Genomic DNA, 13,973 nt, shown 5'->3' on the forward strand with positions numbered 1-13,973 from the left:
TTTCTGTGGATTGTAGCCTGAGTGGAGGGCAGCAGTTGGATTTTGTACACTTGTTGCTGAACGATTTGAACATTATTACTTCCGCATGAACGGCTTACGCCAAGCCTGGATGTCACTGTTCAGGCCAGTAAGATCAGGCAAGGGCACTGCTTCGTCCGTTAACTGATACTTGGCCTTCAGCGACAGAATCCGGTAGACACTCTCGTCAATCCGGGCTTCGGAGACGCTGCCGTTCTTGACACTGTCCAGCAGTGCGGCGCGTACGGCTTGCTCGTTCTTGTATTCATGGGCGACAAGCAGGATATCGCTGCCGGCCAATACGGATTCTACTGCCGCAGCAGGGAGGCTGTAATTCTTGATGATTGCGCCCATGGTCATGTCATCCGTAATGACTACCCCTTCGTATCCCATCTGCCCGCGCAGCTGCTGGCCGATAATCACTTGGGACAGAGACGCTGGCTTGTCCGGGTCGAGCTTCGGATATAGAATATGGGCCACCATTACAGCATCGGCCTTCTCCCGGATCGCTGCCTGGAATGGCAGCCATTCCAGTGCTGCCAGCTGGGTCTCTGTCTTGTTGATCACAGGCAGCTCCAGGTGTGAGTCTACCGAGGTATCGCCATGGCCTGGATAATGCTTGACCACGGGAATGACGCCTGCGCGCTCAAGCCCCTTCATCTCGGCAATGCCTAGCCGGGTGACCAGCTCTGCGCTGTTGCCGAAGGAACGGTCACCAATTACCGGATTATCCGGGTTACTGTTGATATCGAGCACCGGCGCGAAGTCCATATTGAAGCCGGAGGATTTCACCGCCCGTCCGAGCAGCTCGCCCATCGTTCCGGCAGCTGTGGTATCGTCTCCGCTGCCGACAGCAGCGTTCGAGGGGAAGGCGGCGTAGTCATCAGGAAGACGGCTGACCTTGCCGCCTTCCTGATCGACACTAATGAACAGCGGCGCGGGATTCCCCGAATTACTCTGCTTCAAGGCGTTGGTCAGCTGCACCAGCTCCTTCAAGTTGCCGACATTACCCGAATACAGAATGATTCCGCCCACCTTATCTTCGGCAATCATCTTCCGCGCTTCAGCACCTGCTGTTTTGCCTTGGACGCCGACCAGCAGCATCTGCCCGATCTTCTCCTCCAGGGTCATTCCGGAGAGCTTCCGGGAGACGGGGTCAGGAGTGGCCGAAGCCTCAGGTGACGGTGTCGCTTCTGCTTCGGTTGCTCCTGGTGTCTGTACGGCGGCCGGAGAGGCTGCTGACGCAGCAGGGGTGGAGCCGGTATTGGTACTAACCTGTGCGGAATTTCCATTCCCCTCACAGCCGCTTGCCAGAAGCAGGCAGGCGGAGGCGGCGAGGGGGAGGAGAGAGTGGCGGAGTGGATTATTGTTTATCTTCTGAAGGCTGAACCATTTCATCGCGGGAATCTTCCTTTCGATTGCGGTTTGGCGGATAAGAATGATAGAATGAACAAGATATTACATAAGAACTGCATCAAGCATAATCAATACTATAGGATGAGGTGACCTGTCAATGAAAGAGCAATTAATGAACACGCTTAATGAACAAATGAATTTCGAATTCTATTCTGCGCATGTCTATCTTGCGATGGCTGCGTACTGTTCCGGTGAGAGCCTGGACGGATTCGCCAATTTCTTTTTGGTGCAGGCTGAAGAAGAACGGTTCCATGCCATGAAGATCTACAAATTCCTGAATGACCGTGATTATCGGGCAACCCTTGCGGCAATGCCTGAACCGAACAATGAGTATAGCTCTATGCTGGATGCGTTCGAGCATGCCTTCGCGCATGAGCAGCAGAATACGAAGAAATTCTATCATCTGGCGGATCTGGCCCTGGATGAACGGGAGCATGCGACGATCTATTTCCTGAAATGGTTCATTGATGAGCAGGTGGAAGAGGAGGCGCTCTTCAGCAACATTATCGCCAAGCTCAAACGGATCGAAACCGACAGCAACGCCTTCTATATGCTGGATGCAGAATTTGCAGCACGTTCGTTTACTCCTCCAGCGGAGTAGTAGACAGCCAGTGTAAGCGATCATACGTAAGCTCAGCGGCATTCTCCTGAAGAGGGGAAGCCGCTTATTTTTGTGCAAATAGAAGAATTTATATGTTGCACACGATAAATTATCCTTCTATTTCTCGCTGAAACGGTATCGTCCTTTCAAAGGACGGCAATGCCGTTTCCACTTGGCCGGCTTAGGGTCACCCTATAGTTAGACTACGTTTTGCAAGAAAAGTTACACGGCCTGTCAGCAGCAGATGAACTGCAAAGTTGAACAAGGGCAAAGAATGTTGGGGGCTGCAACTTACTTCCGGGTTCCCAACTCTATTTAGCGGGGTTAACTCTTGCGCTGTCCGGCAACACTGTTTCTCTAGACCCACCCGTAACTCAGCGTGTAGTATGGAACAATACTAATCTTTGGAGGTCCTTTTTCTTGGAAAATTACAGCGATATCAAACAAAGTGAAAAAGGAGCATGGCTAAGTCTATTAGCATACATACTCTTATCTGCCGTCAAATTATTCATAGGAACGGTGTCAGGCTCTCAGGCTCTCCTTGCTGACGGGCTGAATAACAGCACCGACATTATTGCTTCTCTGGCTATCCTGACCGGGCTTAGGATTTCCCGCAGACCCCCGGATTCCAATCATAGCTATGGTCATTTCAGAGCAGAGACAGTTGCCGCACTGGTCGCCTCTTTTATCATGATTGCTGTAGGCTTCCAAGTGCTCTATCAGGGTGTGAACAAATTCATTCAGCCTGTGCTGGAGACCCCTGATCTGATCGCCGCGTGGACGGCAGCTGCCTGTGCTGTGGCTATGATCGCAGTCTACCGTTATAACATCAGGCTTGCCCGCAACCTGAACAGCAATGCAATGCATGCAGTGGCGCAGGACAACCGTTCGGATGCGCTGGTCAGCATGGGAGCCTTCGTCGGCATTATCGGCTCACAGTTCGGAATTCCCTGGTTAGATCCGCTCACAGCCACGATTGTCGGACTGCTGATCTGCAAGACAGCCTGGGATATTTTCCGCAAAGCTACACATGACCTCACCGATGGCTTCGATGCCGGTAAGCTTGAGCAGATGAAGCAGACGGTCGCTGAGATTGAAGGTGTGGAGTCGATTAAGGATATCAAGGCCCGTATTCACGGCAATAATGTGCTGGTCGATACTACAGTGCTGGTGGATTCCAGTCTCAATGTGGTGCAGAGTCACGATATTACGGAGGAGATCGAAGATCAGCTCAAGGACCGTCATCAGGTCGCTACCGTGCTAGTCCATATCGAACCGATGTGATCAACAGGTGCACAACAAGAATAGGTTACATGAATTGCCTTGCTTTCGGGTGAGGCGATTTTTTGTGCTGTATTGGGGGGGATTGCTCTTCCTCCCGGCAGACTTGCCCGCATTCCCTTAACATGTATATAATATCAATATGTTATTAACAACCGATTCCTATTAATCGATTCAAGACAAGGAGAATATCCATGCCAAATCAACCAGTCACCGACCCCAACAGCTTAAACGAGGAGCAATTCCTGAAAAATTATAATGCCGGCAACTACGAACGTCCGTCTGTCACCGTCGATATGCTGATCTTCACCGTAATGGAGCAGGAGCAGGATAACTACCGCAAGCTGGCAGATAAGTCTTTGCAACTGCTGCTGATTCAGCGCGGGGAACATCCGTTTCTGGGACAATGGGCCTTGCCTGGAGGGTTCGTAGGGATCAGTGAGAGCGTAGAGGAGGCAGCCCGCCGGGAGCTGTACAGCGAGACTAATATCAATAACATCTACATGGAGCAGCTGTATACCTGGGGCGAGGTAGACCGTGATCCGCGGATGCGGGTGATCAGCTGTTCCTACATGGCGCTCGTGGACCGCAAGGCTCTGGACGTACAGGCAGGGGATGATGCAGCCGCAGCCGCCTGGTTCGACGTCTCATACCACATTCTGGAGACCCGCCGCGAGGTGCTGGAGCAGGATGTCCGTCAGGAGACACTGGTGGAGATTATACTGGAGAATGAGCAGGAGAAGCTAAGCGGGGTGGTGAAGCTTACGGAGACTATTCAGGGGCATGTCCGCCAGGTCAGCCGTGAGATCGTGCGCAGCACGGGGTTTTCTTTTGACCATCTGCTCATGGTGCAGTATGCCATCGAACGTCTGCGCGGCAAGGCGGAATATACGGATATTATCTTCAATCTCATGCCGCCGCTGTTCACCTTATCCGAGTTGCAGCGTGTATATGAGATCATCCTCGGCAAGGAGTTGCTCGCCGCCGCTTTCCGCCGCAAAATCGCAGAGCGGGTCATCGAGACGGATCAGAGCACCCGGGATGCCGGACACCGTCCCTCGAAGCTGTACCGGTATAACCGGGAGTGGAATTTATTTTGAGACTGCTCTCCTGTCTGGCAACGCCGCCCTGTGATGTTCTTAATAGAACTTTCATAGGGAAAAGCAGACAATAAGTTATATTTTTACTATTGTGTTTAGGGTAAAGGACAGGGTGAGCCTATGATTAGCTGGAAAGATTCGTATGATATCGGAGTAGAAAAGATTGATTGTCAGCACAGACAGCTGCTGGTGAAGCTGAATGATTTTTTTGAAGCCTGCAGCAACCAGCAGGGCAAAGAAAAGATCGAAGAAACGCTGAAGTTCCTCAAGGACTATACCGTGGAGCATTTCAGCAGTGAAGAGCAGCTGATGAAGGATATCGACTTTCCCGAGCTGACGGAGCATCAGAAGACGCACGCTGAGTTCGTGCAGACAGTGTTGGAACTGGAGGAGACGGTTAAGACCAAAGGGGTATCCGTATTATCCACAATCAAGCTGAACCGGACGCTCACAGACTGGCTGATCAATCATATTCATAAATGCGACAAGCTAATCGGTGAATGCATCGCTGCCAAGGGGAACCAGGCGGTCTAACTGAACAATGGGAACATGGAGATGCCGCGAGGCATTTTCTTTTTTATAAGCAGCTTTAACATTCCTTTTTAAATGAGCGGACGGGAAGGTGCTCAGCCTATTCGAGAGGGGGATTACAATGGATTGCCTGGGCTGCAGAATTGCGAACGGGGTGGAACCCGGCCTGAATATTGTTTATGAGAATGAATATATCACCTGTGTACTCGATATCGATCCTTTCAATGAAGGCCATACTCTGATTCTGCCGAAAAGGCACTATTGGGACGTCGATGAGATGGATGCGGAAACTGCCCACGCCGTTATGGACGCTTCACAGAAGCTCTCTGCGCTGCTCAAACGGCTGTACCAGCCGGATGGGATCCGAATCATTGCTGATGGCGGTAAATTCAACGATCTGACCCACTACCACATGCATGTGCTTCCCAGATACGAGGGGGACGGGCTATTGTGGGGAGAACCGTTGCACCCGGATGGAGCCGGGCAACGGCTTGGCGAGACGAGACAAAGAATGGTAGAAGCGTTGGAGGAGAAAGAACCGATGCTGAAAAAAGCGATGGACACGCTAGAGTTTCTAAGTCAGGACGCGGCAGCGCGAATGGCTTATGATGTCCGAATGAAGGCGCTGAGTGATGAGCATTCCCGTATTGAAAGTGCCGAAGAAAAGGGTAGAACGGATTCAAGCAGAGAAATAGCTATCCGGCTTTTAGACCGCGGCATAGACCTGCAAACCATTTCCGAAGCCACTGGCTTATCGGTTGAAGAAATTAAGGAAGCACGCAAGTTTATCACAGGTTGACGGCACAGTTTATACCTGGTGAATACTTTGTGTTATGATTTGAAGTAGATAGGATAGAAACTTACTTTAAGGGAGTGGGATGAAGTGAAAAACATGCGGATGCTGGCCGGGGCTGCGGTCATGGTGCTGGTGCTTGGACTGGTGAATGTCTATATTGGATGGCATCTGTCCGTATTGCTCCAGGCATGGCTGCCGGGGATGAATACTGCTGTGTACTGGACTGTCTTTCTTGTCATTTCCTTCTCTTATATGATTGGACGGGTGCCGCTGCCGCAGGCGCTCAGACCGGTAGGCAGGTTGTTCAAGGTGATCGGCTCATATTATTTGGCTTGTATGGAGTTCGCCGTGATCATGCTGCCGCTGACCGATCTGCTCTATGGTGTACTGGCGCTCGCAGGCGCGAATCTCTCCGCATTCGTCACAGAAGCCGGGACTACAGTGCTGGTATTGCTCGCCGTCTTCCTGATCTGGGGATCGCGCAATGCCTGGAGTACTGTGGTGCGTACCCACCGGCTTAAGGTGGGAAAATCCATCGGAACCAGCGTACCGCTGACAGTAGCGGTAGCCTCCGACCTGCATCTGGGTAACATTGTCGGCAACCGCCATCTGCGCAGAATGGTCAGGGAGATGAACGCGATGAACCCGGATATCATTCTACTGGCCGGAGATGTGCTGGATGACAGCATTGAGCCTTTTCTCCGCAATGGGATGGAGCAGCAGCTGAAGCAGTTGAAGGCACGTTATGGGGTCTACGCTGTGCTGGGCAATCACGAATACTACGGCGGTTCGATTGCGCAGTATACGGAGGTTATGCGGAGTGTCGGTATTCAGGTGTTACAGGATGAGGTGGTAGAGACATCTGGAGTCTACGTGGTTGGGCGCAAAGACAAGACTGCTGAAGCTATGGAGGCCGGTGGACGGCTCAGCGTGGAAGACCTACTTACGGGACTTGACCGCAGCAAGCCGATCCTGATGATGGATCATCAGCCTACTGGCTTCGGAATTGCTTCAGAGGCTGGAGTAGATGTGCTGCTGTCGGGTCATACCCACCGGGGGCAGATTGCACCGAATCACTGGATTACCCGTCGCCTGTTCGAGCTGGATTGGGGCTATTTGCTCAAAAACAAGCTGCATGTCATCGTCTCGTCCGGCTACGGAACCTGGGGACCGCCGATCCGGCTGGCCAGCCGCTCGGAGCTGATTAAGCTGGAGCTTGTGCTGGATGGCAGTATGAGCTATGGTGAAGACAAGGTGTCACCTGCGGCTAAGCCTGTTTTGATCTAACGTAAACTTGCATGTAGCTGTATCAAATCCTCTGCCTTCCTTAGGAAGGGTAGGGGGTTTTTGTTTGGTTTTGGGGGAGTTGCTGCAATTCTTTTGACAATCCTGATGGAATCAGCTAATCTTTCTTTAGATATAGTTAAGCTATTAACTAAATGGAGTTGAACTTACCGCATGGATGATTTACAAAAGGTTGTGCTTGAGCTGCCGCTTGAAAATGAGGTTTTCTTCGCCTTGGTGGGAGCGACTGCCGGCACTGTGGCCGTCTCCGAGAAATACTGGCAGGCGCAGGGGCTGAACGGGGCAAGAATCCGCGTGCTGGTTGAGATTGCGAAGCACGGGGGATCGATCCTGCCCTCACTGCTTGCTGAGCGAATCACGGTAACCAAAGCCAACATCAGCCTGCTGCTGACTCCGCTGGAGAAGGATGGTTATATTACGCGGGCGGCTCACGCACAGGATGGACGTAAGACAGTCATTTCGCTGACCGATGCAGGTAAGAACCTGCTGCTGGAACAGCTGCCGGGGAACCGGGAAGCAGTTTCGGAGGTAATGAACCGGCTGAATGAGACGGAGCTGCACCTGCTGCTGGAGCTACTGAATAAGCTGGTCCGGGGACAAGGTTAGCAGCTCAAGCTGCTGCTCGTTACCCGATAAGATTTAGGAGGAATCAATTATGACAATCATGATTACAGGGGCTGCCGGTCAGCTGGGGCGTCTGATTATTGAACAGTTACGTCAGCGCCTGCCGGCCCGGCAGATCGTTGCCGGGGTCCGCAGGATGGAGCAAGCGGTTCTTTTCCGGGAGCTTGGAATTGAAGTCCGTAAGGTGGATTACGACCTGCCGGAATCACTGGATGAAGCCTTCCACGGGATTTCCCGGCTGCTGCTGATTTCCAGTTCGCATACAGATGATGATGTGCGTCTCGCCCAGCATAAGCGGGTTATTGATGCAGCGAAGCGAGGCGGGGTCCGGCAGCTGCTTTATACAGGTTTTGCTTTTTCGCAGCACAGTACAGATAGTAGTAAGCCTGACAATGTGCACACCCTGACGGAACAGGCGATCCTAGAGTCCGGGCTGGGCTATACCTTTTTGCGTAACGGATTGTATATGGATTTCTTAGGAGTACTGGGCCTGAAGGAAGCGATCTCCAGTGGACAGCTGGCTACGGCGCCGGGAGAATGGAGGTTCAATTCGGTAACACGCGCAGACCTGGCTCTGGCTACGGCTGCTGCGCTTGGGAGTGGAGAGTCCGGCAATCAGGTTTATGAGCTGGCTGCTTCCCGAACCTGGGATTTCGCAGATCTGGCTGAAGTGTTGACTGAGGTTGCCGGGAAGCCGGTTGTACATGTTCAGGATGCGAGTGTTCAGCACTGGATATACACTTGGCTCCGCAAGCTGGATACGGCTTCCACCTCCGGGGATTTGGAGCGGCTTATGGGCAGACCGGTCACCCCGCTGAGGGACAGCATTCTCCCCTTTATAGTGTAGAATGTATTGACTTAATAGAGATTGTTGAGGTGAAGTCCTATTGTCTTGAGCTGGGTTTGTTGCTAGTATGATGACATTGATCAGGCAAGCCGGAGGGAGCGTATGTAAGTTGAAAAAGATACTGGTAGCCGACGACGATGTTCATATCCGCACGCTGCTGCGGCATGTTCTTACCAGAGAGGGATATCAAGCGATAGAAGCCGGAGACGGGCTGGAAGCAGCGGCACGCATGAAGGAGCAGACGGTCGATCTGGCGGTGGTGGATGTAATGATGCCGCATATGGACGGATTGGAGTTGTGTGCATACATAAGGGAAAACTACGATATTCCTGTCATTCTGCTGACGGCCCGTCAGCAGCTCAGTGATAAGGAGCAGGGGTATCTGCACGGGACGGATGATTATGTGACCAAGCCTTTTGAGCCGGAGGAGCTGCTCTTTCGCATCAAGGCCTTGTTCCGCCGTTATTCCATCGCCTCCGATGACCGGATCCGCCTGAATTCGCTGGTGATTGACCGTAAGAATTACGAGATCAGTGACGGGACGGAGGTTCTCCTGCTGCCGGTGAAGGAGTTCGAGCTGCTGGCTCAGCTGGCGCAATATCCGGGACGCCTGTTCACGCGCGGTGAGCTGATTGAGCTGGTCTGGGGGGCGGATTACGAAGGGGACGAGCGGACCGTGGATGTGCATATCAAGCGCCTGCGCCAGCGGTTCAGCGAATATCAGAATGATTTTGTCATCCGCACGGTCCGGGGAATTGGCTACAAAGTGGATATGGTGAACTCATGAGATCGCTCTATGTACGGATGAGTATCATCTTCTGCTCGGTGATTATGATCAGCAGTGTGCTGGGATTTCTGGTCTCCAACCTGTATTACCAGTCCCAAGTCAAGCCGAAAAATGATGCCAAGCTGACCCGGATGGCCATAGGTTTGCAGCAGTTCATCGAGGATCACCCGGATGCGGTGGAAGAATATCTACTGAGTACAGCTTCCCTGGGGTATAAGATGTATCTGGTCAACGCTGACGGGGAAGAACGCTTCTACGGCCTGCCTTTTCGCAAAAATGACCTCAAGGAGGAGGCGCTGCGCAGTGTGCTGGACGGGGAGATCTACCATGGGGTGGGGAATTTCCCCGGCCAGCTGTTCGTGACAGGCTTTTTCGATAATCAGCTCAGCAATTCCATTGGGGTGCCGGTTCATATTAACGGGGAGACCTATGCCTTATTCATGCGTCCGGATGCTCAGGTGCAGTTCGGGGAGCTGCGGATCTTTTTTGTCGTGATCATTGGGGTCATTATTCTACTAAGCCTGTGGTTCATGCTGATTACTGTATTTCATGTGGTGCGACCGATCACCCGGCTGACCGAGGCCACGCTCCTAATCTCCAAAGGGCGCTACGACATCAAGCTCTACACCGCACGCCGCGACGAGATCGGACAACTGGCATCTCACTTCATGACGATGAGCCGCGAGCTGGAGCGCACGAACCGGGCAAGACAGGAGTTTGTCGCCAATGTCTCGCATGAGATTGAATCACCGCTAACCTCAATTCAGGGCTTCGCCCATGCGCTCCAGGACGGTACTCTGCCGGAAGTCCAGCGTCTGGAGTATCTGTCCATTATCGGGGATGAGAGCCGGCGGTTGTCCATGCTCAGCACGCAGCTGCTTACCTTGTCCTCACTGGATTATGACGAGCATGCTCTGCAGAAAAGAAGCTTCGATCTGCGCGCCCAGCTGCGCCAGGTAATTCAGATTATGGAGTGGCATCTTACGGAGAAGGAGCTGGCGGTACGGCTGCATGCCGCAGACATCACACTTACGGGCGATTCCAATCTGCTCTATCAGGTGTGGATGAATCTGGTGACGAATGCGATCAAATACACTCCGGCGGGCGGGACCCTCAGCATTGCAGCCTATGTGGAGGGCCAGCAATGTATTGTAACGGTGACCGACAACGGTGCGGGCATTCCGGCAGAGCAGCTGCCGATGATCTTTGACCGGTTCTACAAGGTGGATCAGTCGCGCTCCCGTGAGCCGGGCAGCAGCGGGCTGGGGCTGGCGATTGCCCAAAAGATCGTCCAGGCGCATGGCGGAACCATTGAGGTGACGAGCACAGTAGGGGAAGGAACTGCGTTCACTGTTTCTTTGCCCCGCTACCCTAACGATATAGATTGATTAGTCATTCATAAAATAGATGAAAGCAACGGAGGGGAATTTGGAACTGTAGGAGCGTAGCGACTGCCTTTGTTCCCGGATTTCCACCACGAACAGTGGTATAAATCAAGAAATCTGGGAACAACAGCGGCCGTAAGTCCAATATTCACCGCAGTTGCGCCTACCATCTGTTTTGGAAGCGTCTATATTCAATCTATATAGTGTAATTCTTTATTCATACTCCGTTCATCTTCACTCTCTAAACTGTGATTATACAGATTAGAAGGAGTGGTTATATGTTCTTGGCAATTCGGGAGATGAGGCACTCCAAAGCGCGTTACGGCCTCATTATGGTGATTATGCTGCTGGTATCGTTCCTGGTGCTGTTCGTCACCGGCCTGGCTAGAGGTCTTGCTTATGCCAACATTTCAGCGCTGAAAAATATGCCCGCCAATTACTTTGCCGTGCAGAGCGACGCGGATCATACCTTCAGACGTTCACAGTTAACGGATACGGAGCTTACGGCTGCCCGGGCGGTAGCCGGAGAGGCGAAGGCGACTCCGCTAGGGGTACAGACTAGTACAATAACAGCTGCCGGTACAGATGTTAAGGCGGATATTACGTTTTTTGCCGTAGATATGACGGGGATGCTGGCTCCTGATGTAACGGAAGGTGCCGCATTCACCAATGACGTTCAAGGGAGCGCGGTTGCAGACTCCAAACTTAAACAGTCTGGCGTTACAATTGGCAGTACGATTCGTGATCAGGCTTCCGGCATGAGCTGGACGGTTACCGGATTCGTGAAGGCCAGCTCCTATAGCCATACTCCGGTGGTCTATATCAATCAGCTGGACTGGCAGGCGATGAAGCAAGGAGCGGTTCAGGGAGGCGGTAGCTCAGGCAATGCCAATGCCCCATACAATGTTATCGCGCTGGATGTAACGGCGGCTCAAGCTGCGCAGATTGCAGATCAGCAACAGTCCGTAGAGGTAATTACGCAAAAGCAGGCGATCGCCAGTGTTCCCGGTTACTCCGCCGAACAGAATTCGCTCCTGATGATGATTGTGTTCCTGTTCGTGATTGCTGCAGTAGTTCTTGCTGTATTCTTCTATGTCATTACGATCCAGAAGACCAGCCAATTCGGTATCCTGAAGGCGATGGGGACTAAGATGTCCTATCTGGCCTGGAGTGTAGTCGGTCAAGTGATGCTGCTGTCTGTCGCCAGTCTGGCGCTGGGTATTCTGCTTACGCTTGGGATGAATATGGGCCTGCCCGACACGATGCCGTTTGAGCTGGACGGACAGACGATGGCGATGACCAGTCTGCTGTTCATAGGGATGTCCCTGTTGGGCTCGTTAATTTCGGTAGCAAGAGTAGCCAAGGTAGATGCCTTGGAAGCGATAGGGAGGACTGGAGCATGAGTGCGAAATTAGTGATGAAGCAGGTAACCAAGACTTACGGGGATGGGGACGGGGCGATGACCGTATTGAACCATCTGGACCTTACGGTGAACGAGGGCGAATTCATAGCAGTACTGGGACCGTCCGGCTCCGGGAAAAGCACGTTTCTCTCCGCAGCCGGCGCGCTGCTCACGCCTACCAGCGGAGAGATCCTCCTCGACGGCGAGTCGCTGCGTGACAAGGACAAGGGGGCACTGACGGAGCTGAGGCTGAAAAAAATCGGCTTCATGTTCCAAAGTGCGCAGCTGCTGCCGTTCCTGAAGGTAGAAGAGCAATTGCTCTATGTAGCGAAGCTTGCCAAGCTGAGTCAAAAGGAAGCGAAGGTGCGTTCCGCCTATCTGCTGAAGCGTCTGGAGATCTGGGAACGCCGCAACCATTACCCCGAACAGCTGTCCGGGGGCGAGAAGCAGCGGGTGGCAATTGCCCGGGCATGGATGAACAAGCCGGCCATTCTGTTCGCGGATGAACCTACAGCCAGCCTGGATTACAGCCGCGGCCGTGAAGTGGTGCGGATGATCGCCGACGAGGTGCGGAGCGAAGGGAAGGCCGCCGTGATGGTGACTCATGACGAACGGATGCTGGACTGGTGCGACCGGGTGCTGCATCTGGCGGATGGCGTGCTGGTTGAGGCGTAGGGGACGAGATGAGCCTGCCCTGTCGTTGAAGAATATTTGGCCCCCCTAAGCCCCATTAGCCTAGCTAATTCACCTTCGCTGTACAATTGTATTCGTTTCCACATTCATTCGGCGCTTTGAAGGCGTGTGAGCCAAATGTAATCGAAAATCCGATTACATTCGGCGCTTCGAAGGCGCGTGGGCCAAATGTAATCGCAAATCCGATTACATTCGGTCTATATGCCTGCTTGCGAGCACAATGTATACTGTTTTTCACATACGTTCGCCCTTGTGGCTTCGCAGAATGACAAAAACCTGAACCTCAGAAAACGAGGTTCAGGTTTTTGTTGATATCCCAGGTTCACACGCCCGAGTAGGCCATGAACCCGCCGTCTACGGGGATGGTCACCCCGGTCACGAACCCGGACATGCGCTCATCGGCCAGCCAGAGCAAGGTGCCGAGCAGATCCTCCGGTGTGCCGAAGCGGCGCATCGGGGTCTGTGAGATGATTTTGAGCGAACGTTCAGTTAATTCACCCTTCGGGTCCTTCAGCAGCTGTTCATTCTGTGCAGTGACGAAGAAGCCGGGGGCGATGGCATTCACCCGGATGCCGGACTCTGCCAGATGCACCGCAAGCCACTGAGTGAAGTTATTGATGCCTGCCTTGGCCGCGCTGTAAGCCGGAACCTTGGTGAGTGGCGAAGCGGCGCTCATGGAGGATATGTTGATCACTGCAGCTCCGGAGCGTCCGAGCATCTGCTTGGCGAAGATTTGGGTTGGAATTAATGTTCCGGTCAGATTGAGGTCGAGGACCGTGCGGAAGCCGCTCACGGACAGATCGAAGAAGGAGACGACATCGGGATTCTCCAGATCCCCCGGCTCCAAGGTCTCCTTGGTAGTAATCGCCGAAGGTTGATTGCCCCCGGCACCGTTGATCAATAAGTCGCAGGGACCCCAGTGATTAAGGATCTCTTCCGCTGCCTGCCGGACACTCCCGGCATCCATAACATCACAAGCCAAGGCCAAGGACTGGCCGCCCCCCGAAGAGATCTGTGCAGCCAGAGCTGCTCCCTTGGCCTCCGTACGGTTCAGGATGGCGACCTTCATGCCTTGACGGGCCAGCTCCAGCGCCATGGTGCTGCAAAGGGCTCCGGCTCCTCCGGTAATGACAGCGGTCTTGCCTGCCAGCGCAGGCTGTAATGCCAACTCGGTCATAGTGGTCCAA

At 53.1% G+C, this 13,973-nt stretch carries 14 protein-coding genes; 12 read left to right on the forward strand and 2 right to left on the reverse strand.

Annotated elements, in window-relative coordinates; translation table 11 throughout:
* Window positions 1-75: 75 nt before the first annotated feature.
* Complete coding sequence (nagZ, locus tag MKZ07_RS05910) at window positions 76-1,416, reverse strand: beta-N-acetylhexosaminidase (RefSeq protein ID WP_341025060.1); 1,341 nt, start codon at window positions 1,414-1,416, stop codon at window positions 76-78.
* A gap of 115 nt (window positions 1,417-1,531) precedes the next feature.
* Between nagZ and MKZ07_RS05915 the strand changes: the two genes are divergently transcribed.
* The 12 genes from MKZ07_RS05915 to MKZ07_RS05970 all read left to right on the forward strand — a co-directional run bounded on the left by MKZ07_RS05915 (window position 1,532) and on the right by MKZ07_RS05970 (window position 12,768).
* Window positions 1,532-2,035 (forward strand): ferritin, encoded by a 504-nt coding sequence (locus tag MKZ07_RS05915; RefSeq protein WP_036694058.1) that lies wholly within the window; start codon window positions 1,532-1,534, stop codon window positions 2,033-2,035.
* A gap of 420 nt (window positions 2,036-2,455) precedes the next feature.
* Entirely contained in the window at window positions 2,456-3,319 is an 864-nt protein-coding gene (locus MKZ07_RS05920) for a cation diffusion facilitator family transporter (protein WP_341025062.1), read from the forward strand.
* Between the two features lie 191 nt (window positions 3,320-3,510).
* The gene (locus MKZ07_RS05925; protein WP_341025064.1) at window positions 3,511-4,416 is read left to right on the forward strand and encodes an NUDIX hydrolase; all 906 of its coding nucleotides are present in this window, start codon (window positions 3,511-3,513) and stop codon (window positions 4,414-4,416) included.
* A 120-nt stretch (window positions 4,417-4,536) separates the two neighbouring features.
* On the forward strand, window positions 4,537-4,950 hold the full coding sequence (locus MKZ07_RS05930) for a bacteriohemerythrin (RefSeq protein WP_084648882.1): 414 nt from the start codon (window positions 4,537-4,539) through the stop codon (window positions 4,948-4,950).
* 118 nt (window positions 4,951-5,068) lie between these two features.
* Window positions 5,069-5,746 (forward strand): HIT domain-containing protein, encoded by a 678-nt coding sequence (locus MKZ07_RS33525; protein ID WP_084648881.1) that lies wholly within the window; start codon window positions 5,069-5,071, stop codon window positions 5,744-5,746.
* A 93-nt stretch (window positions 5,747-5,839) separates the two neighbouring features.
* Complete coding sequence (locus MKZ07_RS05940; RefSeq protein WP_200869197.1) at window positions 5,840-7,030, forward strand: metallophosphoesterase; 1,191 nt, start codon at window positions 5,840-5,842, stop codon at window positions 7,028-7,030.
* A gap of 171 nt (window positions 7,031-7,201) precedes the next feature.
* Window positions 7,202-7,654, forward strand: coding sequence for a MarR family winged helix-turn-helix transcriptional regulator (locus MKZ07_RS05945; RefSeq protein ID WP_036694047.1), 453 nt, complete (start codon window positions 7,202-7,204; stop codon window positions 7,652-7,654).
* Between the two features lie 49 nt (window positions 7,655-7,703).
* Window positions 7,704-8,519 carry an NmrA family NAD(P)-binding protein gene (locus MKZ07_RS05950; RefSeq protein WP_036694044.1) on the forward strand — a complete coding sequence of 272 codons (816 nt, stop codon included), beginning with the start codon at window positions 7,704-7,706 and terminating at the stop codon, window positions 8,517-8,519.
* Between the two features lie 70 nt (window positions 8,520-8,589).
* Window positions 8,590-9,306, forward strand: coding sequence for a response regulator transcription factor (locus MKZ07_RS05955; RefSeq protein ID WP_156949604.1), 717 nt, complete (start codon window positions 8,590-8,592; stop codon window positions 9,304-9,306).
* Window positions 9,303-10,694 carry a sensor histidine kinase gene (locus MKZ07_RS05960; RefSeq protein ID WP_076153973.1) on the forward strand — a complete coding sequence of 464 codons (1,392 nt, stop codon included), beginning with the start codon at window positions 9,303-9,305 and terminating at the stop codon, window positions 10,692-10,694. The genes MKZ07_RS05955 and MKZ07_RS05960 overlap by 4 nt, the downstream gene beginning before the upstream one ends.
* Window positions 10,695-10,969: 275 nt before the next feature.
* Window positions 10,970-12,094, forward strand: a complete 1,125-nt coding sequence (locus MKZ07_RS05965; protein WP_036694037.1) for an ABC transporter permease — start codon at window positions 10,970-10,972, stop codon at window positions 12,092-12,094.
* Window positions 12,091-12,768 carry an ABC transporter ATP-binding protein gene (locus tag MKZ07_RS05970; RefSeq protein ID WP_341025067.1) on the forward strand — a complete coding sequence of 226 codons (678 nt, stop codon included), beginning with the start codon at window positions 12,091-12,093 and terminating at the stop codon, window positions 12,766-12,768. The genes MKZ07_RS05965 and MKZ07_RS05970 overlap by 4 nt, the downstream gene beginning before the upstream one ends.
* A gap of 340 nt (window positions 12,769-13,108) precedes the next feature.
* Here the strand turns inward: MKZ07_RS05970 and MKZ07_RS05975 are convergent, their stop codons facing one another.
* Window positions 13,109-13,963, reverse strand: coding sequence for an SDR family oxidoreductase (locus tag MKZ07_RS05975; RefSeq protein WP_036694032.1), 855 nt, complete (start codon window positions 13,961-13,963; stop codon window positions 13,109-13,111).
* Between the last annotated feature and the right edge of the window lie 10 nt (window positions 13,964-13,973).

The organism is Paenibacillus sp. FSL P4-0338 (assembly GCF_038002365.1).
GTDB lineage: Bacteria > Bacillota > Bacilli > Paenibacillales > Paenibacillaceae > Paenibacillus_AQ.

Coding starts and splice junctions, on each gene's coding strand:
- MKZ07_RS05950 (WP_036694044.1), top strand. CDS start 7,704: ATGACAATCATGATTACAGGGGCTGCCGGTCAGCTGGGGCGTCTGATT.
- MKZ07_RS05940 (WP_200869197.1), top strand. CDS start 5,840: ATGCGGATGCTGGCCGGGGCTGCGGTCATGGTGCTGGTGCTTGGACTG.
- MKZ07_RS33525 (WP_084648881.1), top strand. CDS start 5,069: ATGGATTGCCTGGGCTGCAGAATTGCGAACGGGGTGGAACCCGGCCTG.
- MKZ07_RS05960 (WP_076153973.1), top strand. CDS start 9,303: ATGAGATCGCTCTATGTACGGATGAGTATCATCTTCTGCTCGGTGATT.
- MKZ07_RS05975 (WP_036694032.1), bottom strand. CDS start 13,963: ATGACCGAGTTGGCATTACAGCCTGCGCTGGCAGGCAAGACCGCTGTC.
- MKZ07_RS05970 (WP_341025067.1), top strand. CDS start 12,091: ATGAGTGCGAAATTAGTGATGAAGCAGGTAACCAAGACTTACGGGGAT.
- nagZ (WP_341025060.1), bottom strand. CDS start 1,416: ATGAAATGGTTCAGCCTTCAGAAGATAAACAATAATCCACTCCGCCAC.
- MKZ07_RS05915 (WP_036694058.1), top strand. CDS start 1,532: ATGAAAGAGCAATTAATGAACACGCTTAATGAACAAATGAATTTCGAA.
- MKZ07_RS05945 (WP_036694047.1), top strand. CDS start 7,202: ATGGATGATTTACAAAAGGTTGTGCTTGAGCTGCCGCTTGAAAATGAG.
- MKZ07_RS05965 (WP_036694037.1), top strand. CDS start 10,970: ATGTTCTTGGCAATTCGGGAGATGAGGCACTCCAAAGCGCGTTACGGC.
- MKZ07_RS05955 (WP_156949604.1), top strand. CDS start 8,590: ATGACATTGATCAGGCAAGCCGGAGGGAGCGTATGTAAGTTGAAAAAG.
- MKZ07_RS05930 (WP_084648882.1), top strand. CDS start 4,537: ATGATTAGCTGGAAAGATTCGTATGATATCGGAGTAGAAAAGATTGAT.
- MKZ07_RS05925 (WP_341025064.1), top strand. CDS start 3,511: ATGCCAAATCAACCAGTCACCGACCCCAACAGCTTAAACGAGGAGCAA.